29 protein-coding genes are annotated in these 25,484 nt (G+C 63.8%); 14 read left to right on the plus strand and 15 right to left on the minus strand.

Going from position 1 to position 25,484, the window contains the following annotated elements:
- Positions 1-25: 25 nt before the first annotated feature.
- Positions 26-919 (plus strand): SDR family oxidoreductase, encoded by an 894-nt coding sequence (locus B0G81_RS04350; RefSeq protein WP_134133650.1) that lies wholly within the window; start codon positions 26-28, stop codon positions 917-919.
- A gap of 225 nt (positions 920-1,144) precedes the next feature.
- A complete protein-coding gene (locus tag B0G81_RS04355) occupies positions 1,145-1,852 on the plus strand; it encodes a dienelactone hydrolase family protein (RefSeq protein ID WP_106279150.1) in 708 nt (235 codons plus the stop codon).
- A 127-nt stretch (positions 1,853-1,979) separates the two neighbouring features.
- On the opposite strand, the gene B0G81_RS04360 is transcribed toward B0G81_RS04355, so the two are convergent.
- Complete coding sequence (locus tag B0G81_RS04360; protein ID WP_134133651.1) at positions 1,980-2,726, minus strand: SDR family oxidoreductase; 747 nt, start codon at positions 2,724-2,726, stop codon at positions 1,980-1,982.
- A 52-nt stretch (positions 2,727-2,778) separates the two neighbouring features.
- On the minus strand, positions 2,779-3,675 hold the full coding sequence (locus B0G81_RS04365) for an alpha/beta hydrolase (RefSeq protein ID WP_134133652.1): 897 nt from the start codon (positions 3,673-3,675) through the stop codon (positions 2,779-2,781).
- Between the two features lie 196 nt (positions 3,676-3,871).
- Between B0G81_RS04365 and B0G81_RS04370 the strand changes: the two genes are divergently transcribed.
- Together B0G81_RS04370 and B0G81_RS04375 are read left to right on the plus strand one after the other, a co-directional pair.
- Positions 3,872-4,771: a LysR substrate-binding domain-containing protein gene (locus B0G81_RS04370; RefSeq protein ID WP_134133653.1), complete on the plus strand. Its 900-nt coding sequence runs from the start codon at positions 3,872-3,874 to the stop codon at positions 4,769-4,771.
- 76 nt (positions 4,772-4,847) lie between these two features.
- Positions 4,848-6,434, plus strand: coding sequence for an alpha/beta hydrolase (locus tag B0G81_RS04375; protein ID WP_134133654.1), 1,587 nt, complete (start codon positions 4,848-4,850; stop codon positions 6,432-6,434).
- Between the two features lie 125 nt (positions 6,435-6,559).
- Here the strand turns inward: B0G81_RS04375 and B0G81_RS04380 are convergent, their stop codons facing one another.
- Complete coding sequence (locus tag B0G81_RS04380; RefSeq protein ID WP_134133655.1) at positions 6,560-7,162, minus strand: phosphatase PAP2 family protein; 603 nt, start codon at positions 7,160-7,162, stop codon at positions 6,560-6,562.
- 146 nt (positions 7,163-7,308) lie between these two features.
- On the opposite strand from B0G81_RS04380, the gene B0G81_RS04385 reads away from it, so the two are divergent.
- Both B0G81_RS04385 and B0G81_RS04390 read left to right on the plus strand, forming a co-directional pair.
- The gene (locus B0G81_RS04385; protein ID WP_134133656.1) at positions 7,309-8,550 is read left to right on the plus strand and encodes a Zn-dependent hydrolase; all 1,242 of its coding nucleotides are present in this window, start codon (positions 7,309-7,311) and stop codon (positions 8,548-8,550) included.
- Positions 8,532-9,404, plus strand: a complete 873-nt coding sequence (locus B0G81_RS04390) for a GNAT family N-acetyltransferase (protein ID WP_134133657.1) — start codon at positions 8,532-8,534, stop codon at positions 9,402-9,404. The genes B0G81_RS04385 and B0G81_RS04390 overlap by 19 nt, the downstream gene beginning before the upstream one ends.
- Before the next feature lie 74 nt (positions 9,405-9,478).
- Here the strand turns inward: B0G81_RS04390 and B0G81_RS04395 are convergent, their stop codons facing one another.
- Complete coding sequence (locus B0G81_RS04395) at positions 9,479-9,784, minus strand: panthothenate synthetase (RefSeq protein WP_134133658.1); 306 nt, start codon at positions 9,782-9,784, stop codon at positions 9,479-9,481.
- A gap of 128 nt (positions 9,785-9,912) precedes the next feature.
- Positions 9,913-10,545 (minus strand): methylated-DNA--[protein]-cysteine S-methyltransferase, encoded by a 633-nt coding sequence (locus B0G81_RS04400; protein ID WP_134133659.1) that lies wholly within the window; start codon positions 10,543-10,545, stop codon positions 9,913-9,915.
- A gap of 292 nt (positions 10,546-10,837) precedes the next feature.
- On the opposite strand from B0G81_RS04400, the gene B0G81_RS04405 reads away from it, so the two are divergent.
- On the plus strand, positions 10,838-12,175 hold the full coding sequence (locus B0G81_RS04405; RefSeq protein WP_134133660.1) for a leucine-rich repeat-containing protein kinase family protein: 1,338 nt from the start codon (positions 10,838-10,840) through the stop codon (positions 12,173-12,175).
- A 79-nt stretch (positions 12,176-12,254) separates the two neighbouring features.
- Positions 12,255-13,244, plus strand: a complete 990-nt coding sequence (locus B0G81_RS04410) for a substrate-binding domain-containing protein (protein WP_134133661.1) — start codon at positions 12,255-12,257, stop codon at positions 13,242-13,244.
- Positions 13,245-13,328: 84 nt separating this feature from the next.
- Here B0G81_RS04410 and B0G81_RS04415 read toward each other — a convergent pair whose 3' ends face one another.
- Positions 13,329-13,760, minus strand: coding sequence for a PRC-barrel domain-containing protein (locus B0G81_RS04415; RefSeq protein WP_134133662.1), 432 nt, complete (start codon positions 13,758-13,760; stop codon positions 13,329-13,331).
- Between the two features lie 268 nt (positions 13,761-14,028).
- On the opposite strand from B0G81_RS04415, the gene B0G81_RS04420 reads away from it, so the two are divergent.
- Together B0G81_RS04420 and B0G81_RS04425 are read left to right on the plus strand one after the other, a co-directional pair.
- Positions 14,029-15,201 carry a glycosyltransferase family 9 protein gene (locus tag B0G81_RS04420; protein ID WP_134133663.1) on the plus strand — a complete coding sequence of 391 codons (1,173 nt, stop codon included), beginning with the start codon at positions 14,029-14,031 and terminating at the stop codon, positions 15,199-15,201.
- A 105-nt stretch (positions 15,202-15,306) separates the two neighbouring features.
- Entirely contained in the window at positions 15,307-15,711 is a 405-nt protein-coding gene (locus B0G81_RS04425) for an ester cyclase (RefSeq protein WP_134133664.1), read from the plus strand.
- Positions 15,712-15,792: 81 nt separating this feature from the next.
- On the opposite strand, the gene B0G81_RS04430 is transcribed toward B0G81_RS04425, so the two are convergent.
- Complete coding sequence (locus B0G81_RS04430) at positions 15,793-17,019, minus strand: FAD-dependent oxidoreductase (RefSeq protein WP_134133665.1); 1,227 nt, start codon at positions 17,017-17,019, stop codon at positions 15,793-15,795.
- A 239-nt stretch (positions 17,020-17,258) separates the two neighbouring features.
- On the opposite strand from B0G81_RS04430, the gene B0G81_RS04435 reads away from it, so the two are divergent.
- A complete protein-coding gene (locus B0G81_RS04435; RefSeq protein WP_116123046.1) occupies positions 17,259-17,720 on the plus strand; it encodes a MarR family transcriptional regulator in 462 nt (153 codons plus the stop codon).
- 132 nt (positions 17,721-17,852) lie between these two features.
- Here B0G81_RS04435 and msrA read toward each other — a convergent pair whose 3' ends face one another.
- The 3 genes from msrA to B0G81_RS04450 all read right to left on the minus strand — a co-directional run bounded on the left by msrA (position 17,853) and on the right by B0G81_RS04450 (position 19,306).
- Complete coding sequence (gene msrA / locus B0G81_RS04440) at positions 17,853-18,359, minus strand: peptide-methionine (S)-S-oxide reductase MsrA (protein ID WP_134133666.1); 507 nt, start codon at positions 18,357-18,359, stop codon at positions 17,853-17,855.
- 162 nt (positions 18,360-18,521) lie between these two features.
- Entirely contained in the window at positions 18,522-18,794 is a 273-nt protein-coding gene (locus B0G81_RS04445) for a hypothetical protein (protein WP_134133667.1), read from the minus strand.
- An 86-nt stretch (positions 18,795-18,880) separates the two neighbouring features.
- A complete protein-coding gene (locus tag B0G81_RS04450) occupies positions 18,881-19,306 on the minus strand; it encodes an Ohr family peroxiredoxin (protein ID WP_121309325.1) in 426 nt (141 codons plus the stop codon).
- A 288-nt stretch (positions 19,307-19,594) separates the two neighbouring features.
- Between B0G81_RS04450 and B0G81_RS44380 the strand changes: the two genes are divergently transcribed.
- Both B0G81_RS44380 and B0G81_RS04455 read left to right on the plus strand, forming a co-directional pair.
- The gene (locus tag B0G81_RS44380) at positions 19,595-19,810 is read left to right on the plus strand and encodes a hypothetical protein (protein WP_243856352.1); all 216 of its coding nucleotides are present in this window, start codon (positions 19,595-19,597) and stop codon (positions 19,808-19,810) included.
- Positions 19,807-20,202 (plus strand): FUSC family protein, encoded by a 396-nt coding sequence (locus tag B0G81_RS04455; protein ID WP_243856353.1) that lies wholly within the window; start codon positions 19,807-19,809, stop codon positions 20,200-20,202. Before B0G81_RS44380 ends, B0G81_RS04455 begins: the two co-directional genes overlap by 4 nt.
- Before the next feature lie 38 nt (positions 20,203-20,240).
- Here the strand turns inward: B0G81_RS04455 and B0G81_RS04460 are convergent, their stop codons facing one another.
- Positions 20,241-21,152, minus strand: a complete 912-nt coding sequence (locus tag B0G81_RS04460) for a LysR family transcriptional regulator (protein WP_106278538.1) — start codon at positions 21,150-21,152, stop codon at positions 20,241-20,243.
- A 162-nt stretch (positions 21,153-21,314) separates the two neighbouring features.
- On the opposite strand from B0G81_RS04460, the gene B0G81_RS04465 reads away from it, so the two are divergent.
- The gene (locus B0G81_RS04465; RefSeq protein WP_134133668.1) at positions 21,315-22,415 is read left to right on the plus strand and encodes a nitronate monooxygenase; all 1,101 of its coding nucleotides are present in this window, start codon (positions 21,315-21,317) and stop codon (positions 22,413-22,415) included.
- Positions 22,416-22,457: 42 nt separating this feature from the next.
- On the opposite strand, the gene B0G81_RS04470 is transcribed toward B0G81_RS04465, so the two are convergent.
- From B0G81_RS04470 to B0G81_RS04490, 4 genes are all read right to left on the minus strand, one after another.
- Positions 22,458-22,694, minus strand: coding sequence for a 4-oxalocrotonate tautomerase family protein (locus B0G81_RS04470; RefSeq protein WP_116146171.1), 237 nt, complete (start codon positions 22,692-22,694; stop codon positions 22,458-22,460).
- A gap of 60 nt (positions 22,695-22,754) precedes the next feature.
- Positions 22,755-23,465, minus strand: a complete 711-nt coding sequence (locus B0G81_RS04475) for an SDR family oxidoreductase (RefSeq protein ID WP_134133669.1) — start codon at positions 23,463-23,465, stop codon at positions 22,755-22,757.
- Positions 23,466-23,684: 219 nt separating this feature from the next.
- Positions 23,685-24,848, minus strand: coding sequence for a patatin-like phospholipase family protein (locus tag B0G81_RS04480; protein ID WP_134133670.1), 1,164 nt, complete (start codon positions 24,846-24,848; stop codon positions 23,685-23,687).
- Between the two features lie 193 nt (positions 24,849-25,041).
- Positions 25,042-25,425 (minus strand): hypothetical protein, encoded by a 384-nt coding sequence (locus B0G81_RS04490; protein WP_134133672.1) that lies wholly within the window; start codon positions 25,423-25,425, stop codon positions 25,042-25,044.
- Positions 25,426-25,484: the final 59 nt, after the last annotated feature.

Below are 25,484 nucleotides of genomic sequence, written 5' to 3' on the forward strand. Positions count from 1 at the left end.
TCGTTTTCAACCGGAGGGTCTTACGATGCGCGTCTTTGTTACCGGAGCGACCGGATTCGTCGGCTCCGCCGTGGTTGCCGAACTCATTGCCGCCGGACATTCGGTGCTCGGCCTCGTACGCTCGGATGCCGCAGCCGAGTCTCTGGCCAGAACCGGCGCGGAGGTCCAACGCGGTTCGCTCGAGGACCTCGATAGCCTCAAGGCCGGTGCGGCCGCTGCCGACGGCGTGATTCATACAGCCTTCAATCACGACTTCTCCCGATTCGCGGAGAACTGCGAACTGGACCGGCGCGCGATCGAAGCGCTCGGCTCCGTGCTCGTCGGCTCGGAGCGTCCGCTGCTCGTGACGTCCGGGGTCGCGTTGCTGGCGTCGGGCCGCCTCGCTACCGAGGACGATGCGCCAGTGCCGCGCTCCGATGCATATCCCCGCGTCTCGGAGGCAACGGCAGCGTTGCTGGCGGCGCGTGGCGTGCGCGCGTCGGTGGTTCGTCTGCCGCCGTCGGTGCATGGCGACGGCGACCATGCTTTCGTTCCTCATCTCATCGGCCTGGCGCGTGAAAAAGGCGTCTCAGCCTACATCGGCGAAGGTCTCAACCGCTGGCCGGCAGTGCACCGGCTCGACGCCGCCCGCGTCTACCGGCTCGCGCTCGAACGTGGCGGCGCCGGCGGCCGGTATCACGCCGTTGCCGAGGAAGGCGTGCCACTCAAGGAGATCGCCGCTGTGATCGGCCGGCGCCTGAACGTGCCGGTCGTCGCGCGAACTGCCGATGACGCAGCCCACCATTTCGGCTGGTTCGCGTTGTTTGCCGGGTTGGATGCTCCGACTTCGAGCGAACAGACGCGCAAGCTGCTGGACTGGGAACCGAAGCAGCCGGGCTTGATCGCCGACCTCGACCGGCCGCGCTATTTCCAGACTTGAAGCGCGACTCGCCGCTGCGGATTTTTGATGGCCGCGGATTCCATTGACGACGCGGCGCGGCTTTTCATGGCGTTGCAACTCGATCACGTCAAGCTGGTGCCGGGCAGCAAACCCTTCGCTGCGCGGCGCGCTGTTCGTACCGGCCGGCCGGACGCGGCAACGGGCGAGCAGAACCTGCCACGCTGGGACTATGCTAGCGCTTTCGTCTACTTCGAGGAGCGACTGATGACACAGACAGCAGGTTCGATGATCACCTTTAGCCGGCCCGACGGCCAGCAGATCCAGGGCTATCTCGCCAAGCCGCAGAAGCTGGAGGGTGCGCCCGCCATCGTGGTGATTCAGGAGTGGTGGGGCGTCAACGAACAGATTCGCGGCGTGGCTGACCGGCTCGCGCAGGCCGGCTATCTGGCGCTGGTGCCCGATCTCTTCCGAGGCAAAACGACGGTGGAAGAGGAAGAAGCCCACCATCTGCTCGACGGCCTCGATTTCGGCGACGCCGCCACGCAGGATGTGCGCGGCGCCGTCCAGTATCTGAAGCAGCATGCGACGAATGTCGGCGTGACGGGTTTTTGCATGGGCGGCGCGCTGACCTTGCTCGCGCTTTGCAATGTCCCCGAAGTGTCGGCCGGCGTGGTCTGGTATGGCTACCCGCCGCTGGAATATATCGACGCCTCGAAAATCAAGGCGCCGCTGATCGGTCACTGGGCGCTGCAAGACGACTTCTTCGTGCCTGAAACGGTCGACGCGTTGGAAACCAAACTGAAGGACGCGAATGTCGACGTCGAGTTTCACCGCTATCTCGCACACCATGCGTTCGCGAACGAAACGGCGGTCGGCCCGGGCCGTATTCCGAGGACGCAGTTCGATCCGGTGTGGTCGCAACTGGCCTGGGACCGCACGCTGACGTTTTTCGGCCGCACGTTGTGGAAGTAAGCGGCTCGCTTGCCGCTTGAGACGCGCACCGGATCGCGCTGGCGAAGCTCACTGAATGCCGCCACGCATGGGCGGCATTCCGGAAAGTCTTCCCGGCGCGATCGCGAACCGAATCGCGTGCACGGATTCAGAGCTTCGAACCGCCGTCGACATGCAACGTTTCGCCTGTGACCCACCGGGCTGCATCCGAGGCGAGAAAAGCCACGGCGCCACCAATGTCATCTGGTTGCGCCACGCGCTTGAGCGCCTGCATACCCAGCGTCGCCGCGCGTCCCGTGTCGGTCCTCGTGAAGTTCGACATATCGGTTTCGACCACACCCGGCGCGACCGCATTCACGCGAATGCCACGTTCGCCGAGCGCGGCGGCGAAATGCTTGACGAGCGTATTGACCGCGCCCTTGGTAGCGGCGTAGGCCGACAGCGTGCCGACCGCGGCGCGCGCCGCGAGCGACGACAGCAGCACCACGCTGCTGCCCTTGCACATCACCGGCAGCAACTGCTGCACGAGGAAGTAAGGCGCGCGCACGTTCACGGCGAACAGATCGTCGAAGTCCTCAACGGTTGTGTCCTCGATGCTGACTCCCTTCGGAATCCCCGCGTTCGCCACCAGAATATCCAGCCGATGACCGATCACGGCGCGCACCTGTCTGGCGAGCGTATGCGGGCCATCCGCCGCGCGCAGATTCGCGGCGACTTTCTGCGCATTGCCGCCGGCCGCGCGAATTTCCGCGACCACGGCATCCGCCTCTTTCTCGCCGCTGCTGTAGTGGACCAGCACCTGGGCGCCGGCCCTGGCGAGCGCGAGGGCACTGGCGCGGCCGATGCCGCGTGAGGCGCCCGTGACTAGCGCGGTTTTTCCTGTGAGATCGTTCATGGTGAAACTCCTTCGAGTTGATTCGAGTGCGAGGCAATCAAGGTGGTGAGGCTCAGACCGCGGACCCGCTGTCGGCGAGGAACTGCGCGACGTGGGCCACAAAACGCTCCGGATACTGGTACAGCGAACCGTGGTTGGCATCGGGATAGATGATCAATTGCGCGTTCGGCAGGTTCTGCTGAAGAATCCACGAGTTGATCGAATAGATGATCACGTCGTGGTCGCCGTTGACGACGAGCGTCGGCTGCCTGAGGGCCTTCAGATAGTCGAAGGGGTTCTCACGCGGCGCGCCCCATTTGGCGAGCGCCGCGAGTTGGGCCGGCGCGACCTTCTCATTGGCCTCGGGGTCGCGTCCTTCGCTACGCTGGCGGAAGCGCTGCAGGAAGCGGCGGCCGGCGGTCTGGCTCGCATCGGAAGGCGCAAAGTGCACACGCAGCCACAGATCATCCGGTTGCGCATACGCTGCGCTGAAAATCTCCTGAGCCTCGGGCGTCAGCGATTGCATCGCCTCGCCGCTGCGCGGGCCGGTGCCGATCAGGATCACGCGGCGCACCAGCGCCGGTTCGGCGATCGCCAGCGTCTGCGCGATCAGGCCGCCCATGGAAAAGCCCAGCACGTCGACTTGCTCGAGGCCGAGCGCCTTGATGAACGCGGCGGCGTTGGCGGCCATCTCTTCGATCGACTCCGGCACCTCGCCGGACGTGCTCGAAATGCCGGCGTTGTTGAACAGAATGACTTCGCGATCCTGCGCGAGGCCGTCGGTCACGGCCGGGTCCCAGTGGTCCATCGTCCCGGTGAAATGGATGTTGAACACCAGTGGCACGCCGCCCGACTTGCCGAAACGGCGATAGGCGAAGCGGATACCGTTCGCGTCGACATAACGGGTCGGCGCGGTCTGATGGGTATGGCGGGTCGTGGTGGCGTCGTTCGAAGCAGCAGTCTGGTTCATTTCCGGTTCCTCGTCGATATAGATAAAAGGTATGGAGTGCGGGTGCGCGTCGAAAGCCGGGGTGTCGGTCAAGCGGTCCCGCGCCGCGCTGCATGAGAGGTAATGTAGTGGGGGCTTGTGCAAACGAAAAAGACTTTGTAGGCTGACGGGCATGCCTGTCAGGCATGCCGTTCGCGTGAATACTCTAAGAGGATTTATGGAGCTTCGACATCTGCGGTACTTCGTGGCCGTCGCCGAAACGGGCAGCCTGACGGTCGCGGCGGAACGCCGTCTGCACACCTCGCAGCCGTCGCTGAGCCGCCAGATTCGCGATCTGGAAGACGAAGTCGGCGCGGAGTTGTTCAGCCGCAGCGCGCGCGGTGTCGAGTTGACCGCTGCGGGCAAAGCGTTCCTCGACCACGCGCGGCTCGCGCTGTCGCAAGTCGACGCCGCCACCGAAGCCGCGCGCCGTGCCGCGCGGCCCTCCAGGCAGGTTTTCGCGCTCGGCTTTCTGACTGGCCAGGAAATGACGTGGCTGCCGCGCGCCATGCAGGTGTTGCGCGACGAACTGCCGAATATCGAGGTCACGGTGTCGAGTCACTATTCGCCGGACCTCGCCGACGCGCTTGCGCGCGGCAAGCTCGACCTTGCGTTTCTGCGTGCCGAACCTGGCTTCGATCTGGACTATCGGGTGGTCAGTAGCGAGAAGCTCATCGTGCTCATGCCGAGCGATCATCGCCTCACCGAGCGCAGCGCGATCCGGCCCGAGGACTTCGCCGGCGAAACCTTCATCATGGCGTCGAACAAGGCGCGCGTGCTGCACGATGTGATCCAGCGCTATCTGCACGACAACGGCATCGCGGTCGCGCCCGAGCACGGCGTCGACAACCTGGCCATGGCGATGTCGCTGGTCGCCTCCACGCGCGGGCTCGCGCTGATGCCCGAGTATGCGACCAACCTGCTGCCGTGGTCGGTGGTCAGCCGGCCATTGGAAGGTGAGACGCCGACCGTCGATCTCGTGATCGGCTATAGCCGGTCGAATACATCGCCGGTGCTGAAGCTGTTTCTGTCGAGGGCCGACGAGTTGTTGGCGCACGCCAGTGGCGAATCGGGCTGAGGCCGCCGGTTTACCTATACTCCTGTCACTCTGCAAGGCCGCCACTCGTCGCCATACCAACAAGACGGAGCTTCACATGTGGGTAGCTATCCGAAACGCGGCCCTCGGGTTGCTGGCATGTTGCGCGTTGGGCGCGTGTGCCGGCGCGCCCGCCGATTCCCGCTGCGGCGAAGCGTGCAATTCCCGCGGCCAGCTTCTCGATCATCGCGTCACGTTGAAGCTGAGCGCCGCGGAGTTGGCGAAATTGCTGGCGTCGAGCGCGGGCGGCCGGCAGCTTGCGCGGATAGCCGGCGCGCCCGCATGCGGCGTCGAGATCGTGAGCTTTCGCTACCGGACCATCGGCGGCGCGGGCGAGCCCACTCAGGCGAGCGGCGCGTTGATGATCCCGTCAGGAAGTTCGGCGGCATGCAGCGGACCGCTGCCGCTCATGCTCTATGCGCACGGCACCACCGCGTATCGCAACTACAACCTCGCCGATATCACGCGAACGGACCCGGGCAACGGCGGCGGTGCCGGAGAGGGCATCAGCGTGGCCGCCATGTATGCGGCGCAAGGCTATATCGTGGTGGCGACCAACTATGCGGGCTATGCCGGCTCCGATCTCCCGTACCACCCGTATCTCAACGCGGACCAGCAATCCGCCGATGTGATCGACTCGCTGCGAGCGGCGCGCGCGGCGCTAGCCGACATGCAGCCCGACGCAGGCACGCAAGAAAACGGCAAGTTGTTTGTCACCGGCTATTCGCAAGGCGGCTTCGTTGCAATGGCAACGCATCGGGCGCTGCAGGCGGCCGGCGTCAAGGTGACGGCGTCCGCGCCGGGCTCGGGGCCGTACGCACTCGCCGCCACCGCCGACGCGCTCATCGAAGGCGAAGTCAACCTGGGCGCGACGCTCTTCTCGACGCTGATCGTGACGGGTTATCAGCATGCGTACGGGAATATCTACCGCCAGCCCGGCGACTTCTACGAAGCGGCTTACGCGCCGGGTATCGAAACGCTGCTGCCGAGCTTGCAGCCGCTCAACACGCTGTTCAGCACGGGTAGGTTGCCGTCCGCGCATCTCTTCAGCAGCATGCCGCCCGCGCCGCAGTACGCATCGGTCACGCCACCGGGTTCGCCGCCTTTGACGCCGCCGGTCCTGAAACCGCTCTTTGCCGCGGGCTTCGGCGATGCCAACCTCGTACGCAATGCCTATCGCCTGACATTGCTGGAGGATGCCGCCGCCAATCCCGATGGCGCGTTTCCCAACCCGAGCCTTGCGATGAAACCGGCAGCGAACCCGCAGCATCCGTTGCGCCAGGCGTTCAAGCGCAACGACTTGCGCAACTGGCTGCCGCGTGCGCCTGTTTTGATGTGCGGCGGCGCGTCGGATCCCACGGTGTTCTTTTTCAACGCGCGCATCGAGCAGGCGTATTGGCAGAGCGCCAATGTGCCCGCGGGGCTCACGTCCGTGCTGGATGTGGACTCGCCGGTTGCCGGGGCCGACGATCCGTATGCGCGCGTCAAGGAGGGATTCGCGGGCGCGAAAGCAGAGGTCGCGAGTCAGGCCGTGGCGCGAGGTGCGGCGGACGGCGGCGCGTCAGCGGTGCTGCGGGCGTATCACGGCGAACTGGTGGCGTCGTTCTGCATGGTGGCGGCGCGGGCGTTCTTCGCCAAATTTTAAACGCATGCCACCCGCGTTTTCGCCGCGCTTACGACATCAGCCGAGCGATTTTCGTGGCGCTGACGCGATAGGACGGCCGATCGCCACGACGTGTGTGAACTCGCGCTTGCGTGTCGAATCATCGTCTAAAGCGACAGCCAGCCACGTTCGATTGGCCACGCCAGCAACTTGCGATACAGCGCGATGAGTCCGCGCGTCATGCTCGGGCCGGCAAGCCGCCACGGTGGCGCGACCAGGACAAAAGCCACGCCCGCCACGACAACCGCGCCCGCCATGTCGAGCGGAAAGTGAACGCCGACAAAGATGCGCGCCCAGGCAACCGCGAGCCCGGACAGAACCATGAGCGAGCCATACCGTTTCACGCCGCCGAGAAGCAAGGTCAGCGCGATGCTCGCGAAGATCGTCCCGTGATCGCTGGGGAACGAGGGGTCCGGTGCGTGGTCGAGAAACGTATGGCCGATGCCCAGCACGAACGGCCGCGGATGCGGCCACGCCAGGCCGATGAGCTGATTGATGCCGAGCGCGAGGAGCGTCACGCAGCACGCGCGCAGGGCGGTCTCGCGCTGACGCTCGTCGCCGGAGAGCCACATTGCGATCAGGCAGAGCGGCACGAGATAGATGAGGTAGTCTGCGATCAAACGCGCGAGGTCGATGCACCAGGCCGGTGTCGATAGTGTCGCGTCGATCATGAGGAAAAGCGCCTGGTTGAACGCTTCAAGTGTCTGCATAGGGTGTGTTTCTCGATGGACGTCGGCGCCACTCCGGCGCGTCGATGTCGAAGGATGGTAACGGGCCAACCTTAGGAAACGCTTAGGCGATGTAACCTGTCGATACAGCAGGGCAACATGAACCGATATTCGAAGGAGACGAGAACGTGGTGAGGATCGATCCGGACCGCTTGCTGAGCGATCTCAAACAACTGCGCAGCTTCGGCGCCACCGGCCCGGGCGTCGTTCGGCTGGCGCTTTCGCCGGTGGATCTGGCGTCGCGCGAATGGCTGGCCGAGCGCATGACGGAGGCGGGACTCGATGCCGCGATCGACGGCGTGGGGACCGTGTTCGGACGCTCGCGCAAAAGCGGGCCCGCGCTCGTGATCGGCTCGCATACCGACACGCAGCCGACCGGCGGCTGGCTCGACGGCGCGATGGGTGTGATCTACGGCCTGGAGATTGCGCGCGCGCTCGCGGAAAACGAGGCGACGCGTCACCTCGCGGTGGACGTCGCATCGTGGATCGATGAAGAAGGCACGTTTTCCGGCCTGCTCGGCAGCCGCAGTTTTGTGGGCGACAACGTCGACGAGACGATTCGCGACGCCACGAATCGGCAAGGCCAGCGCCTCGAAGACGTGCTCGCCGCCGCGGGCCTGGCCGGGCGGCCGCGTGCGCGCTTCGAGCCGGGCCGGCAGGTCGCTTATCTCGAACCGCATATCGAGCAGGGCGGCCGGCTGGAAGCGGCGGCCAAGTCCATCGGAGTCGTCACCACGATCGTCGGGCTGCGCGAATTGCGGCTGCGCTTCACGGGGCAGCGCAATCATGCCGGCACGACGCCCATGGCGATCCGGCGCGACGCCGGCGCAGCGCTGGTCGCCTTTATCCCGCAGATGAACGAAGCGTTCGCGCAACTCGCGGATGCCGATACCGTCTGGACGGTGGGCCGCATCGACCTCGACCCCGGCTCGCTGAGCGTGGTGCCTGGCGCGGCGGAAATGTACCTGCAATTCCGCGACGCGAACGCCGCGCGTTTGCAGGCGATGGAAGACAGGCTCGCCGAGCTGGTGCGGGACTTCAACGCGCGCGGCACGGTGAGCGCCGAGCTGACGACCATCGACGAACCGATGCAACCGGTGACCATGCACGCGGCGCTCGCGGATCATCTCGCCCGCGCCGCCGAAGCGGTGGCGCCCGGCCAGTGGATCCGCATGCCGAGCGGCGCGGCGCACGACGCGCAGGTCATCGCCCGTTGCATGCCGGCTTGCATGATGTTCGTGCCGAGCATCGGCGGCGTGAGCCACGATTTCATCGAGGACACGGCCGAGGCGCACATCGTTCTCGGTTGCCAGGTCGCGGCCACGGCCGCGGCGGCGATGCTGGAGGAGCAATGGGCGAGACGATCGTAAGCGAATCAGGTGATTTCGTCGTGCGCACGATGTCGGCCGGGGATGTCGCGTTGGTGGTCGAATGGGCCGCGCAGGAAGGATGGAACCCCGGCTTGCACGATGCCGAGTGTTTTCGTGCGGCCGACCCGGACGGGTTTTTCATCGGCGAATGGCGCGGCGAACCGGTGGCGTGTCTATCCGCTGTCGCGTACGGTGAGGACTTCGGCTTTATCGGTCTCTATATCGTGAAACCGGCGTTTCGCGGTCGAGGCTTCGGCATGCGCGTCTGGCAGCACGGTATGGACTATTTGCAAAACCGCAATGTCGGTCTGGACGGCGTGCTCGCTCAACAGGCGAACTACAGGAAGTCCGGATTTCAGCTGGCCTATCGCAACATCCGCTTTGAGGGCGTCGCGCAAGACATCGCGCAGGGCGAGTCTTACGTGGACTTGCTGCATGCTTCGGCGTTGCCCTTCGAATCGCTGAACGACTACGATCGGCAATGCTTTCCTGCCGCGCGCGAGCCCTTTCTCGCTGCCTGGCTTGCGCAGCCTGGCGCGATGGCGAGAGTTGCGATGCACGACGGGCAGGTGGTGGGCTACGGCGTGCTGCGTCGTTGTTTGACGGGCTACAAGATCGGCCCGCTCTTCGCCGATAACGACGAGATAGCCGCCCGTCTGTTCGCTGCGCTGACGTCGAGCATTGCCGGCGAAGTGTTTTTCTTCGATGTGCCCGAGATCAACGTCGATGCGATTGCGTTGGCCGAGCGGCACGGCATGACGAGCGTGTTCGAAACTGCGCGGATGTACACGCGGGAACAATCGGCCCTATCGATTGAACGCGTGTTCGGCGTGACTTCGTTCGAACTGGGCTGATCACAGCGCGGCGCTGCCGGTTGTTGTTTGTGCAGCCATCGGCGTTCTACGTCGCGAACCGCCGATGGCAAGCGTTATTTCCACTTCGAGCCGAGAGTCTCCAGTCCCGCTTTCATCAGGTCTTCCGGCAACATCGCAATGCGCAATTCGCAGTCGGCGTTGAATTTCAGAAACCACGGCTCTGCGAGCGCGGGAATCGCAGACGCGTTGTCGACATCCACCACGACGAGTGCTCCCCGCGCTCCACTCTGCTCGGTGAAGTAGACGGCCTCCGGTTTTATTTCTTCCAGTATTTTCCCGATCACTTGCCCGACAGTGCCGTCACGCACCATGGCGTTGAACGGTTCGTGCGGGATTCGTATGTTGAGAAGCATGCGCATGTCATTCTCCTGTTGACGCCCAATGGGCTTCTTAAGGATAGATGCTTTATGCGGGCCGTAAGACGATCTATCACACAGCGTTCAACGCGACGCAGTGAGTCCGCTGCCAGCGCGGACCATGCACACAGTCAATTTCCGAACAGTGACGCTTGCGTGCCGCGGCTCGGCGCGTGACGCGCGGGTTTCGTCTGAGCTTCGGATGTGACCTGAGTCTTAACCGTCACCCTTTCTTCGAGCGCGAACATGTCCGTTTGCCCGTCCGCTCCCGCTTCGAACGAAGTCTGTCCAGCCTCGAGCGACAGCAGCAGCATCTTGTTCGCCAAGCCGCCCGCAAACCCGGTCAAATCACCAGACGCGCCGATCACCCGATGGCACGGCGCCACGATGGAAATCGGATTTCTGCCGTTCGCCGCGCCGACCGCCCGCACCGCGTTGACGTTGCCGATCTGCGTCGCGATTTCCGAGTAGCTGCGCGTCTGGCCGAACGGTATGGTCAACAACGCGGCCCACACCTGCTTCTGAAAATCCGTTCCCTGGAATGTCAGCGGAAGGTCGAATTCATGCCGCGTGCCGGCGAAATACTCGTTCAGTTGCCGTTCGGTCTCGATCAGCACGGGCAGGTCATTTGCTTCGATCAGCTCTCCAAGACGCACGCGGTTCGGCTTGTCGTGCTCCCACAGAATGGCGGCAAGGCGCTCGCCGTTTGCAACGAGTTTCAACTGGCCGACGGGCGAGTCCATCAACTTGTAGGCGTATGTCACTTTGCTAGTTCCTGACTGGTTGGAGCCACAGATGCGCGCGATTCGAGTCTGCGAATACGCGCGCGAGGCGCGCCGAATATCCGACAGTGTGAGCCTCGCTCTCTCTGATTGCGCTCCGAATCTTGCTGTCCAATTCCTCGCGACCGATGTCGGCCGGCGGCTGATTGCTCTGGACGGGACGATGCAGCACTGTACAACCCTTTTCAAGCATTTTCGCGCGACGCTCGCGACTCAGTAGAATTGATACCTTCGATACGAAGCGCACCGGCAACCGGACCTCTCTTCCACGACTGTGACGACGACACTTGATCAACTGCGGGCCGGCCAGCTCGCGGGCACGCGCCGGCTGAAACTGGCTTGCGGCCTGACCGAATTTCCGCGCGAGATTTTCGACCTCGCCGACACGCTGGAAGTTCTCGACCTGTCGGGCAACGCGCTCACCTCGCTGCCCGACGATCTGCCACGTCTGCGCAAGCTGCGCATTCTCTTCGGCTCCGACAACCCGTTCACCGAATTGCCCGAAGTGCTGGGACAGTGTTCCCAATTGAGCATGGTCGGCTTCAAGGCCAACCGCATCCGGCAGGTATCCGGCAAAGCACTGCCACTGCAGTTGCGCTGGTTGATCCTCACGGACAACGAAATCGAAACGTTGCCTGCTGAAATTGGCCGCTGTACGCAACTGCAAAAGCTGATGCTGGCGGGCAATCGTCTGCGAGCGCTTCCCGAGGAATTGGCCGCCTGCTCGCAGCTCGAATTGTTGCGGCTCGCCGCGAATCAACTCGATGGACTGCCTGACTGGTTGCTGCGTCTGCCACGATTATCCTGGCTGGCATACGCCGGCAATCCGTTCAGCGAGGCGCTCGAAGCGGCAGCGCTGATCGACACGCCGAACGCCGCGATTGCGTGGCACGACTTGAAACTCGAAACGCCGTTGGGCGAGGGCGCCTCTGGCGTCATCTATCGCGCGGAGCTTGCGGGCCCGCGCGGCGCGTCCCGATCCGTCGCCGTGAAACTCTTCAAGGGCGCGGTGACCAGCGACGGTTTGCCCGACTGCGAAATGGCAGCCTGCATTCGCGCGGGCGAGCATGCAAACCTGATTCCGGTAGCGGGGAAAGTGAAGGATCATCCCGCCGGCACGCACGGCCTCGTGATGGAACTGATCGATCCGCAATTCACGAATCTCGCCGGTCCGCCGAGTCTCGAATCCTGCACGCGCGATATTTACGATGCCGACACACGCTTCGATACGGCTTCAGCGTTGGGCGTTGCGTACGGTATCGCGTCGGCGGCGCGTCATTTGTATGAGCAAGGCATCATGCATGGCGATCTGTACGCGCACAATATCCTGTACGGCGGTCAGGAGCGTGCGTTGCTGGGAGACTTCGGCGCGGCGTCTTTCTATGCTTTGGGCGATCGGAGCATGGGCCTCGCGCTTCAGCGCCTCGAAGTCAGAGCCTACGGTTGTCTGCTCGAAGAGTTGCTCGAACGATGCGAGTGCCCGCAGGCGTCGGCGAACAGTCGGGCGCTGCTGGTGGAGTTGAAGGACAATTGCCTGAGCGAGGCGATCGACAGCCGGCCATTGTTCAATGAAATCACGGCGCGTCTGCTCGCGCTGATGGGCGATCGATGAACGGCGGGCAGTGCCATAGCCGCACTTCGTCCGACTGCAACACTTCGATTCGTCAGCGCGGCCCAGAAGGAGAGATTCGATGATGCAGAAGACGCCCCGGCGGATGTCCTCCTGGGGGATGCGTCGCCGGGTGGTGTTTGCCGGCGCGCTGGCCGCGGCCGGCATCGGCGGCGCGGCCGATGCAGCAGTTACGCCGGGCAGCAAGCTCAAGATCGCGCTCGTGCTGAAGTCGCTCGGCGACCCGTTCACGGTGGCGATGGCACACGCCGCGCAGAACTACCAGCAGCACTACGCCTCGCAATTCGATCTGACGGTGCGCGGCACGGCAACGGAAAGCGAAACGACAGGGCAGATCCGCATGGTCGAAGACATGATCAAGGCGAAGATGAGCGCGATCGTTCTTGCTCCGACCGATTCGAAGGCGCTGACGGCGGTCGTCGCGCGCGCGATCAAGGCGGGCATCATCGTGGTTTCGATCGACAATCCGCTCGACGAGGCGTTTCAGGACGCGGCCGGCATTTCCGTGCCCTTCGTCGGTCCGAACAATCGCAAGGGCGCGCAGCAAGTGGGCAACTATCTGGCGCAGCGGCTCACGACGGGCGATCAGGTGGGCATTATCGAAGGCAGTTCAACCGATCGCAATGCACAGCAACGCACGGACGGTTGCCGGGACGCAATGAACGCCGCGGGGATCAACATCGTCGCGGTTCAGGCCGGCGACTGGGAATATGGGAAGGGCCGCGACGCCGCTTCGAAAATGCTCGGCGATCATCCGCAGATTCGCGGGCTGCTGTGCGGCAACGACAACATGGCCATGGGCGCGGTCGACGCGGTTCGCGACGCGGGCCGAACCGGCGGTGTGTACGTCACCGGCTACAACGATATCGATGCGATCAAGCCCTTGATCGCCGACGGCCGCGTGCTCGCCACGGTCAATCAGTTCGCCGCACGGCAAGCCGTGTTCGGCGTCGACGTGGCCTTGAAGGCGGTGACCGAACAAAGAAAGCAGAGCGAATTGTCGAGTGTGATCGAAACGCCGCTGCAGCTTGTCACCGCCGCGAATCAGTAGCCGCGCGAGCCGTCCACGCGAGCCGCAGCAAAGCTGCTGCGAACGTGAGCGGTTTCACGCTCGCATCGGCGCATGTCACGTCGATTATTCCACCTTGACCTTGCGCGGCTTGGTGGCTTTTTCGAGTTTGTTGTATTCGAATTCAGGCACCGACTTCAACGCATCCTTCGTCGCGCCGGCGAGGAACAGGTTGCCGTCGCGGATCTCGAAGTGATCCACCGGGATCGCCACATAGTGCTTGCCCATGCCGAGGAAGCCGCCCACCGACACGATCGCATACGTCGCCTTGCGGTCCGGCGAAATGATCACGTCGTAGATGCTGCCGATCTTGTCGTTCAGATCGTTGTAGACCGGCTCGTCGACCAGCGCGCGCCGCACGCTCCAGCCCTTCAGCAGCGCATTGGTTTGCTCGACCGTGCCGCCGAGCGGTTGCAGTCCGGCAATCTGCGCATAGGCGCCTTGCGAGGCGCAGATCGCGGCGAGAGTGGTCGCGCAGATCAGTGTTTTTGCTTTCATTTTCGGCTCCTTGTTGTCTGTTTAGCGGTCATCTTCATAGCGCCATATGCGGGAGCACGTGACGTGCCCGGGTGCCGGCGTGAGGCGTCATTCGTGCTCCGCGATCAGGATTCACGCAGTCCTCGGCTTTGTACGCCCGGCCACAGAGCGCAGTGCGGCAACGATGCACAATCGGCGTGATATCCCGGGCGCCGCCCGTGGCGCACCTGCGCCCGGCGCGAACCGAGACGTGACGAGGGCGGCCGCCGCCTGCCGCATTGGAGAAGTAATGGGTTGGAAAAATCTGCTGATCGAAGCGCCGGTCTGGTTGATGGGCCGCTTCCACCCGCCACGGTTCGATCCGGCTCGCGACACGCCGCGCGAGATTCTCGTGCTGCGCCCGAACGATTTCGGTGAACTGCTCACCACCACGCCGCTCTTCGAAGCGCTGCGCACGCGCTTTCCGGCGACGCGCCTGATCGCCGGCGTAGGTAGTTGGGGGCGCCCGATACTCGAAAACAATCCCTTCGTCGACGAGATCGTGGAGATCGACGCGCCCTGGAACAACAAGCTGGTCAAGGACCGCTCGCACGGCAACGTGCTGCGTTTTCTGTGGAAGTCCCCGCAGGTCGCCGCACTGCGCGCGCGCGGCGGCTTCGATGTGGGTATTGACGTGCTCGGCAGCTACATGGGCGCGCTGTTGATGATGCGCGCGGGCGTGCGGTATCGCATCGGCGTGCGTGGCTATCGCGGCGGCTGGAGCGGGTGCCAGGCGTTTATCGAATTCGCCGCCCGGCAGTGTGGCCGCGCCGCGCTCGCGCAGGGCGAACTGCTAGGCGCAACGGCGCTGCCGCAAGCGCGCCCGCAATTGTTCCTCACCGACGACGAGCGCGCCACCGCCGCGCAAATCTGGAATGCGGGCAACGTGCCGGGGCGTCGCACGGTGCGGTTGATCGTCGGCGTCGGGGCCGGCGTGCCGACCAAAGCATGGGACGCGCGCCAGGTCGGCGCCGCGCTCGCGCGGATCGCGCAGACATTGGAACAAGCCGGCGACGCGTGCGATATCGTGATCGTCGGCAGCAAAGCGGATCAGGCGCGCGCCGCCGAGGCGATCGCCTCAGCGGGTTCGGGCGTGCCGGTCCGCTCGCTCGCAGGCGAGGTGCCGATGCGCGTCATGTTCGCTCTCACCGAAGAGGCCAACGTCGTGCTGACGAACTCGACGATGCTGATGCACGTCGCGGCCGCGTTTCTTCGTCCGACCGTCGCCGTGATTGGCGGAAGCATCACCAAACCCGACAGGCACGATGCTATCTGGGGTTATCCGCCGCCGTATCGCAGTGTGCCGCCTGAGCAGTATGTCGCGGGCGAACATGCGCGGAACTGGCCGAGCGTCGAGCGGGTCGTGCAAGCGGTGCTGGAGGCGGTCGATATGCAGCGGGCGCGAGTCGGCGCGGCAGCCTGACGCCGTGCTGCCGCTGCGGCTTCCGCACCGTTTTATCCACGGCGGTAGAATTTAAATTCTTCCTGCCTCGCAGCACGGACCTTGTACAAGGACGGAGCCATTGCCGTGGATACGCCTGACCTCTACACCCTCTACCGGGACTACATTGGCTGCCTGAACAAACAGGACTGGCCCAACCTCGGGCAGTACGTCGACGACAACGCGCAGTACAACGGTCAGCGCATCGGCTTATCCGGCTATCGCGAGATGCTGGAGAGAGACTTCCGCGAAATTCCCGACCTTCATTTCAACATCCAGTTGTTGATTTCGGATCCGCCTTATATAGCCAGCCGGCTCGGCTTCGCCTGTACGCCGAAGGGCACGTTCCTCGGCCTCGCCGTCAACGGGAAACGCATTTCCTTCACGGAGAACGTGTTCTATCAATTCCGCAATGGAAAGATCGAGCAGGTCTGGTCGGTGATAGATAAGGCGGCCATCGAAGCGCAACTCGAATCCACCGGTGCCGCCTGAACATTGAGCCGTTAGTTTTGCGGCCACGTGTCCCAGCCGTACCGGTCACCTTCGTCGGCGTTGCACGCCAACTCCGCAGATTCAACGAGCCGCGATGGTTGGCGGCGGTGTCTGCACGACAGGCGCGGCGGCTTGCAAGATGTCGTCTCGAACGCCGGTACGCGGCGGATAGATGCGCATGCAATTGATGGTCTGTTTGGTCGCTTTGGCGGCGTCGCCTTCGGACACGAGATGCCGGTCCCAGCCTTCCGTGTACACGGCGCCCCACGGACCGAGATCGAGAATGGTCGTGTACCAGTCGATATGAAGCGGCAGCATCTCGCCACCGAGCAGATCGCAGACGACGTTGTGACCGGCGTAGCGCCCCATCGGCCGGCTATGCTGGCATGACATGACCGATGGCCGTGCGCCGTCGATCAACACACGTGCGCAGTCGCCGGCAGCGAATACATGCGGGACGTTTTCCACGCGCATGAAGGCATCTACCGGAAGGCGTCCAAAAGGATCGAGTGTCACGGGGATTTGCGCGGTCAACGCGTTCGCGCGCATGCCGCCGCACCAGACCACCGTGGCCGCATCGATGCGCCTGCCATTCGTGAGTTCCACGCCGTCGGCGTCCACCGACTGCAGGGATACGCCCGCAAGCATCTCGACGCCAAGGGCGTTCATGGCACGCTCGATGACAGGTTGGGCGCCGCCCATCGCCTGGCCGATCTTCGCCGAGCGATCGGCCAGCACGACATGCACGGCGTCTCGATGCGCGTCGCCCGCGATGCCGCGCAAGCGCGCCGGCAGTTCGGCCGCCAGTTCGATACCCGTCAAGCCGGCCCCGACCACCACGGCCGTAAACGGACTCGCCGCACCCGCGAGCGTCGGCAAGCCGCGCAAGTGCGCCGCGAGTTTCGTTGCGCCTGAGAACGTATCGACGTCGAACGCGTGCCGGGTCAAACCGGGAATATCGGGGTGGACGAGTTGGCTGCCCGCCGCTATGACGAGCCGGTCGTAGGCAAGCGTCTGCGCCATCCCCTGGGTCTGAACGGTGATGCGGCCGTTGGCCGAATCGATGCCGGATACCGAGCCTTCAACGAGCCGCACACCGATCGGCCCGAGAACATCGGCGAGCGGCACGCGCGTCTCGTCCAGATTCTGTTCGTAGTTCCGCACCCGGATACTGTGATACGGCGTGCCGTTGATGACGACGACTTCCACCTGAGCGGCGGGCACGCGCAGTTCGTCGAGTTTGCGCGCCGCGCCCACCGCGCTCCACAGTCCGGCGAAACCTGCGCCGATCACCACGATCCGCTTCAAGACGTTCTCCTATGGAAATCTTGCGTGGACCTTCAGGTGCCCGGCGCAGCGGCCGATTTCAGGGTCATGTTGGTCCGCGCTGGTAGCTTACTCGCGCCGAAGCGGACGCTGAAGCCGATCGTCAGTGCTCCTCCGCCATGTTCGACGCCATGTCCGACGATTTGAGCGACTGCGATATAATCGCATGCGATGTATAATGTCGCTAGCGAGGCGTGAGCCTCTACCCAACGAGGACGCAGATGAAATCCACCGACCAACCCGCTTCCACGGATGTGAAGCTCTCCGACTTCCTGTGCTTTGCGGTCTATTCCGCGAACCTGGCATTCGGCAAGGCCTACAAGCCGATTCTCGAAGAGCTTGGGCTGACGTACACGCAATACATCACGATCATTGCGCTGTGGGAGGAGGACAACCAGACTGTCAGCAGTCTGGGCGAGAAGCTGTTCCTCGAGTCCAACACGCTCACGCCGATTCTGAAGAAGCTGGAGGCGGCAGGTTATGTGGAAAGACAGCGGGACCCCGAAGACGAGCGTCAGGTGCGAGTAGGTCTCACGAAAAGTGGCCGGCGCTTGCGCGAAAAAGGTCTGAACATGGACCTCGTCGAGGCAACCGGCCTCGCGCCGGATGAGTTCTCGAAAGTCCAGAAGGCGATCGTGACGCTGCGCAACAATCTCGTCAAAGCGGTTCAGAACGGGGAATGAGCGGCGGATCGTGCGATCCATGCGCCCATCATGAGGCGCGTTGCCAAACGAAAAAGCCCGCGGACGATGTCCGCGGGCTTCTTGTTTTCTGCGCCACGAAAATACTCGACCGTTTAGCGCTGATTTCAAGCTTCAGCCGCGCTCGGGCAGCTTCCAGTTCGGGCGAACGAAGTGGCACGTGTAGCCGTTGGGAATGCGCTCCAGATAGTCCTGATGTTCCGGCTCCGCCTCCCAGAACGGGCCGGCCGGAGCGACTTCGGTGACCACCTTGCCGGGCCAGAGATCGGACGCCTCAACATCGGCGATGGTGTTCTCAGCCACCCGCTTCTGCTCATCGTCGAGATAGAAGATGGCCGAGCGGTAGCTCATGCCGACATCGTTGCCCTGGCGGTTCCTGGTCGTCGGATCGTGAATCTGGAAGAAAAACTCGAGGATCTTGCGATAGCTGATCTGGCTCGGGTCGAACACGATCTCGAGCGCTTCTGCGTGTGTGCCGTGGTTGCGGTAAGTGGCGTTGGGCACGTCGCCGCCCGTGTAGCCCACGCGCGTGGACAGCACGCCGGGGTAGCGGCGCAGTAGATCCTGCATGCCCCAGAAGCAGCCGCCGGCCAGGATGGCGGTTTCGGTTTGCGTCGTCATTTCAGTCCAATCCTTTCGTCAGTGGTTGGCTCGCCGTCTATCGGATGCGATCCCGCAAGCATGCCAGAGATCGGCCTGGCTAGCCGACCGGCAGGCAAAGCCCATCACGCCGCCATAGGCATGCGTAGCCGGCCGGGACGTTGGCGCGGCCGGCCGCTCGCCTCAATGACGTGCGTAAAGATTGTCGTGGGGAGCGACGACGGCACGGCTCCCGGACTCCGACTGACCGGAGACGACACCGCCATACGCCGCTTGCGAGCCGGCTGCATCGTCGTTGCTCGCGGCGACGGTTTGCGCGCTCTGGCCGCGTTGCGACGCCGGGGCGCCGACCGAAGGCCGGTAGAAGGGAGCCGGACCATAGCCGCTGGCAAACGCGGGCGCGGCGGCGGAGGCAGAAAGTGCGAGGAGCAATGCAGCAACGAGTTTGGTTTTCATGGTGAAACTCCACAAAAAAATGTTCGACGGCAGACGCGAGCCTCGACGGATCGCGCCTGGAAATGCCGGTTTAGCGATGAAAAGAATCAGGCGACATTGACGACGACATCGATGTTTCCGCGGGTGGCTTTCGAATACGGGCAGATTTCGTGGGCTTCATGCGCGATGGCCTCGGCAACTTCGCGCGCCACGCCCGGCACGCTGACGTTAAAGCGGGCCTGGAGCAAATATGCGTCGCCGGTCATGCCCAGATCCACCTCGATTTCCACGGACAGATCGGACGGCAGCGTCACCTTCTTCGCTTGGGCTACGAGGCCGATCGCGGAGATGTAACAGGCCGACCAGGCGCCCGCAAACAGCTGTTCCGCAGTCGGATGCGCCTCTACAGCCGGGAACGCGATGTCCGCGCCGGCGCCTTTGGCTGCCGACAGATTGAGGTTGACGCGACCGCCGCGGCCGCTGAACGTGGTGTGGGTTTTGCCGGTGAGCAGGACATTTTCGATCTTGGTCATGATGAATTCCTTAATGGTCAGAGCTGTGAAGTCGATTTCAATCGCATGCGATATAATCGCATGCGTCGAATAGTGGACGAGAAGTTTCGCCTTGTCAAGCGCACAAGATTAAATCGCATGCGATTTTTATTGTCCGAGACGGCAGGCGGCTGCCGGCCTAGGCGCGCGCTTGACTGACTGGGCTGGCGGCACAGCCGCTGACAACGATTTCCGAGCGGTCCGCGCGTGCCGATCGACTAGACTACGAGGTAGTCCAAATCCCACGCGCACCATGCCGTGAGGCGAAAGATGATCCCGGAGGACGACAAGCGAGTCGGCGCCGATGCGCAAAGCCGCGCGGCGAGCGATGGCGTTCGAGGCGAACCCGTGGGCGAGCGTCGGCGCGGCGTCCTAGGCCTCGCGACGACATGGCTGGATCAGCTCGATCCCGGCACGCATCGCCGAATCAAGGGACTGCGGCTCATCACCGCGTACGGCATCGCCGCGGCGCTCGGAACGTATTGAACGAGACGATCGGACTCAAGGAGTCCGCCTGGGCCATCACGGCAAGCACCTACGTGGTGGCGGGTTCGGCGAGCGGCACGGCGGAGCGGGTGCGCAGACGGATCATTGGCACCCTGGTCGGCGTTCCGCTGGGTCTGGCCTGCCTGCCGCTCGTCGAGCATGTGCCGCTGCTCGCCTGGGCCGCCGTCGCGGCCGCCATGATCATCTACGCGATGGCGATGCCCGAGCGTTACGACGTCGCTTGCGGAGCGTTCGCCTTCACCTTGATCGTGACACTGGCGATTGGCGGCGTGCACTCCATTTCGTTTCTTGGCGCGCGCGCGTGGGAGACGCTGCTCGGCGGAGTGGTCGGCCTGCTGGCGGCGAAGTTCATCTTTCCGCTGCGCGTGTGACGGGTTGTCGAGGGAGCGTCGCGCGATGATCCGTGCGCCTACGATCCCAGCTTTTCCATCAGGAAGTCGACGAAACTGCGCACGCGCGACGACAGGTGCCGCGCATGCGGATAAAGCAGCACGAACGGCCGCGAACAGCCGCCATAGGGAATGAGCAGTTCCTTGAGCGTTCCCGCCGCGAGGTCTTTCTCCACGATAAACCGATAGGTTTGAAAAATGCCCGCCCCGTGACGCGCGAGCGTGGCCCCGGCAAGCACGTCGCCCGACGACGTGTATCCGCCGCTCGTCATCGTCTCGACAACCTCGTTTTCGTATTTGAACAGCCACGGGAGATTGCGGCCGGTGCTCGGCAACGCGTACTGGACACAGTCGTGATGGACCAGGTCGTCCGGCGTTTTCAGTTTTGCGGCGCCGCGCAGATAGGCCGGCGAGGCGACGACCACCAGTTCCGCGTCCTCGATCGTGCGCGCAATCAGCCCGGAGTCTCCGGGCGCCGCGCCGCGAATGGCCAGGTCGAAGCCTTCCTCGCCGAAGTCGATGTTGCGATTGCTGAGATGCGTTTCGACGGTGACGCCCGGATAGCGTCGGCGAAACTCGGCCAGCAGGGGCAGCACGCGGTAGTGTCCATACGGCGTCGGCATGCTGATGCGCAGCACGCCGGTCGGCGCGGTTTGCTGTCCGGTCGCTTCACGCTCGGCTTCGGCGAGCTGGGCCAGCGCCAGCCGACATTGTTCGAAGTACCGTCGTCCCGCATCGGTCAGCCGGATCTGCCGGGTGGTCCGCACGAACAGTCGCACGCCGAGGCGCTCCTCCAGACGCGCGACCGTACGGCTGACGGCGGCCGGTGTGACGCTCGCGGCGTTCGCGGCCTCGGTGAAACTCTCCAGTTCGGCCGCCAGGCAGAACAGTTCGATACTGCCCAGAAGGACATCTTCAAATTGACGCTGCATGGTCTCTCGGCGAAGTGCCTGATGGCGCGGTCTGGTGCGAGGCGGAACGCCGCATGGAACGGCCGCAATGCGAACGCAGCGGCTCGGCCGCGTTCGGCGCGGAACAGGGGTTCGTACGGAATATCAGGACTATATTGTAGTGAGACTCGATGAGGAAGCGACATGACCAATCAGACAGGCAAGCGTGCCTTGCTGCCCTTGCTGGGCATCGACAAGCCGATCGTTCAGGCGCCGATGGCGGGTGTCAGCACGCCCGCACTGGCCGCGGCCGTTTGCAACGCAGGCGGCCTGGGCTCGTTAGGCGTCGGAGCGATGAACGCCGACGGCGCGCGCAAGGTGATCAGGGAGACCCGCGCACTGACGGGCAAGCCGTTCAACATCAACGTGTTCTGCCATCAGCCTGCGCAAGCGGACGCGGCGCTCGAGCAGCAATGGTTGCGCTGGCTTGCGCCGCATTTCGAAAAGTACGGAGCGACGCCACCGGCGAAGCTGTCGGAGATCTACACGAGCTTCCTTGCGGACCCCGCCATGCTGGCGGTTTTTCTGGAGGAGAAGCCGGCGATCGTCAGTTTTCACTTCGGCTTGCCGTCCGCCGATGTCATCGCCGAGTTGAAGCAGGCGGGCATCACGCTGCTCGCCAGTGCGACGGATCTGAAGGAGGCCGCGCAGGTTGAAGCGGCGGGCGTGGATGCGATCGTGGCGCAAGGTATCGAGGCCGGCGGGCATCGCGGTGTCTTCGACCCGGATGCATTCGACGACCGGTTGGGCACGTTCGCCCTGACGCGTTTGCTGGTCAGGGAATGCCGGCTGCCGGTGATCGCCGCCGGCGGCATCATGGACGGCGCCGGCATTGCGGCGGCGCTCGCGCTCGGCGCTCAGGCCGCGCAGCTTGGCACGGCCTTCGTGGCGTGTCCGGAAACGTCGATCGACGAGGGTTATCGTCGCGCGTTGCTCGGCGAGGCGGCTCGCCGTACGACTTTCACAGCGGCGATCTCCGGGCGGCTGGCGAGAAGCATGGCGAACAGCTTTACGGCGCTCGGCGCCGACGCGCGTTCACCCAGTCCGCCCGCCTATCCGATCGCCTACGATGCAGGTAAGGCGTTGAATGCGGCAGCGAAGGCGCAAGGGGAGTTTGGCTACGGCGCGCAGTGGGCAGGCCAGGCCGCCGCGCTGGCAAGGTCGTTGCCAGCAGCGGAACTGACGGTCCAACTGGAGCGCGAACTGAAGCAGAGCATCGAGCAACTGCGGCAGTTCGCGAACTGAAAACTAGATGACTCAACGGGTTGAGCGACCCCGTTCCGACGCTCAACCCGGCTTCTGGGCGAGCTGCTTGCGATAGGCCTCGACCGGCAAGCCGCCCCAGCCCCAGTTCTCCGTGTCCACTTCCTCGATGACCACGAAGGTCGCCGCGAGCGGCTTGTTCAGCACGTCCAGCAGCACCTGACTGACGCCTGCGATCAGCCTGGCTTTTTCGTCGGCCGTGACGGCATCGTTGCCGGGTCTGGAACCTTCGCGGGTCACCTGAATTGTGACGATAGGCATGGCGTTCTCCGTAATCCTCGGTTGACGTGGAGGGCGCCGGGTGGCGGCGCCCTGGCGCGATCAGTGACCTGCGCTCTGGCCGCCGTCGACGTGCAGGATTTCGCCCGTCACGAACGGCGCCGAGTCCAGGAACAGGACAGCGTTCACGATATCGCTCATTTCGCCCATATGTCCGACAGGATGCAGTGCGCCGAGCGCCGCATGAGTTTCTTCCGCATGCATCGGCGATTTGATGATGCCCGGCGAGACGGCGTTCGCGCGGATGCCCTTCTTCGCGTATTCGATGGCGAGGGACTTGGTGGCCGCGTTCAGGCCGCCTTTGGTGAGCGAGGCCAGCACCGACGGCACGCCGTCGATGGCGTGGTCGACGAGACTCGTCGAAATGCTGACAACGTGGCCGCTGCCGTTCTTTTCCATCTCGGCGATGGCGAGCTGCGTGATGAAGAAGAAGCCGTTGAGGTTCACCGCAGTGACCTGTGCGTAGTCTTCGGCCGTATAGCTGGTGAAGGGCTTGGCAACGAAGATGCCGGCGTTATTGACGAGCGTGTCGATACGGCCAAAACGGGCGATGGCTTCACGGATCACGCGCTGCGCGGTGGCCGGGTCGCCGATATCGCCCGCCACGGTCAGGACGTTCGGATCTTCCGAGGGCTTGACCGAACGCGCGGTTGCGACCACGCGGTAGTCGAGCTTGCGAAACGCGTTGACCAGTTCGGCGCCGATGCCTTGCGATGCGCCCGTGACGACAACGACTTTTTGTGATGTGCTCATGGCTGAATCTCCGGATAAGTAACTTGGGATCAAATGCTGATCGGGCCAGCGGCTCCGATAGATATGAAATCTAGGCGCATCGGCGCCGATCTCGAATACCCGCCATGGACAAACAGTCTTGCGTGCCAGGTACAAATAGGATTTGCGGTGAGCGAGCAGGCGCGCACGGCCTACGCCGCGCCCGAGGTCGCGAGTCGCTGCTTGCGGCGCTGACGCGATTTATTGCCGGCTTTCCGCCGATGCCATGCGAAAGACCGAGAGGCCTTCCATCGGGTCCAGTGCTTCCCGCCACGGCGCGCGCTTCAGCATGCGGACCGTGTCTTCGTAACCCGCGAGCCAGCGCCGTTTGATGCCGGCCGAAGAGAAATCGATGTCCCTGTTCAGGTCGTCGTTATCGAATGCCGGTGCGTCGAGTTCCAGCACGCGCATCGTCGTACCGCAGCCCCAGCCGAGCAGATCGCGCACCTCCGGATCATTCAGTGTCTCTTCAGGTAGATGCCGGCCGAGCTCGCGGATCACGTGACGCAAGCGGTGAATCTGCTTCTGCCGATCGAGATGACTCTCCGCGCGGCTCGAATACTGAATGTCGCGTTGCCGGCTCATGACCTGCAAGATCGACTCGGGTTCCGGGCCGCTCGAAGGCCACAACTGCACCGAAAAAATCACCGAGTCGCGGCGCGGCCGGTCGTCGAGCACGGCTTCGAGCGGCGTATTCGAATAGATGCCGCCGTCCCAGTACGATTCGCCTTCCAGTTGCACCGCCGGGAAGCCGGGCGGAAAAGCGGCGGAAGCCATCACGTGTTCGACGTCCAGCAGCGCATCGCGATTCGTGAAGTAGCGCATGCGTCCACTGCGGACATTGACCGTGCCGACGGTCAGCCGCGTCCTCTTCTGGTTCAGATAGTCGAAATCGACTAGCGAAGCCAGGGTTTCGCGCAGCGGTCCGGTCGAATAGAACGCGGCCTGGTCGGAGCGAACGCGTGTCTGAAGGCCAGTCCACGACTGCAGCCGTGGCGTGAAAAACGACGGCACGCCTTGAGTGACCGTGGTGAAATCACGCAGCCAGTTCGCGAGTCCCGGCAGCCAGTCCGCCGCTCCGATACCCTGACGTGCCACGCCGTTCCAGAACTGAGTCAAGCGCGCCATGCGATTCTCAGGCAGATTGCCGGCGATGATCGCGCCATTTATCGCGCCGATCGAAGTGCCGATAACCCAGTGAGGCTCGACTTTGCCGTCATGAAGGGCTTGGTACACGCCCGCCTGGTAAGCGCCGAGGGCGCCGCCGCCCTGAAAGACCAGCACGATCTGGCCGGGAATCTCCGGTGCGGTGTCCGATCCGCTGGTTGCGCCGGTCTGATGTTCGACGTGCGTTTCGTTGCCCATGACGAAGTCTCCCGAACCATGCTGCGGTGCCGCTGATTCTGCCACTGAAGCGGTCGATCAGGGCGCCGTGCAATGGCGGAGCCAGTTACATGATCCAGTGCTCGATGGCCTGATCCAACGGGCGCTCGATCAGAACAAGAATCTCGCCGTCGCAAACGCACGGGTGAGCCGCTCAATCGAACGATGTGACGCGCTACGCTTTCGGCAGCTTGGATTTCTTGCCGCGTGCACGCGGCTTCGGCTCGACGCCTATACGTGAATCGCGGGCGAGCACCAGCGCCGTCAATTGTTCGGCGACGGTTTCGAATGCAGGATCGTCCTGCGTTATGTAGAGCCATTTGCCGAGCACCGGATGCGGCCGCAAAGCCGGTATCTCATCAGTGAGCGCGGCGTGACGCTCGTGCGACGTGCACACCAGCAGTCCATTCCACGGCTTGTCGCGATCCGCGGCAATCAGGCATAAAAGCCCATCGATATAAGCGGCGTCGCTGCCGAACATCCGCTTGCTGATGTAAGTCGGATCGCGCTCGAACGCGTCGAAGATCCAGATGAGCGAGTTGCGGACGGACGAGGGCATCGGCGTGAAGACCTTGGCGGCGTGGGCGATGAGGAGCGAAAAGCATAGCACCACAGCGC

The sequence above is a fragment of the Paraburkholderia sp. BL6665CI2N2 genome (assembly GCF_004366535.1).
Classification (GTDB): Bacteria; Pseudomonadota; Gammaproteobacteria; order Burkholderiales; family Burkholderiaceae; genus Paraburkholderia.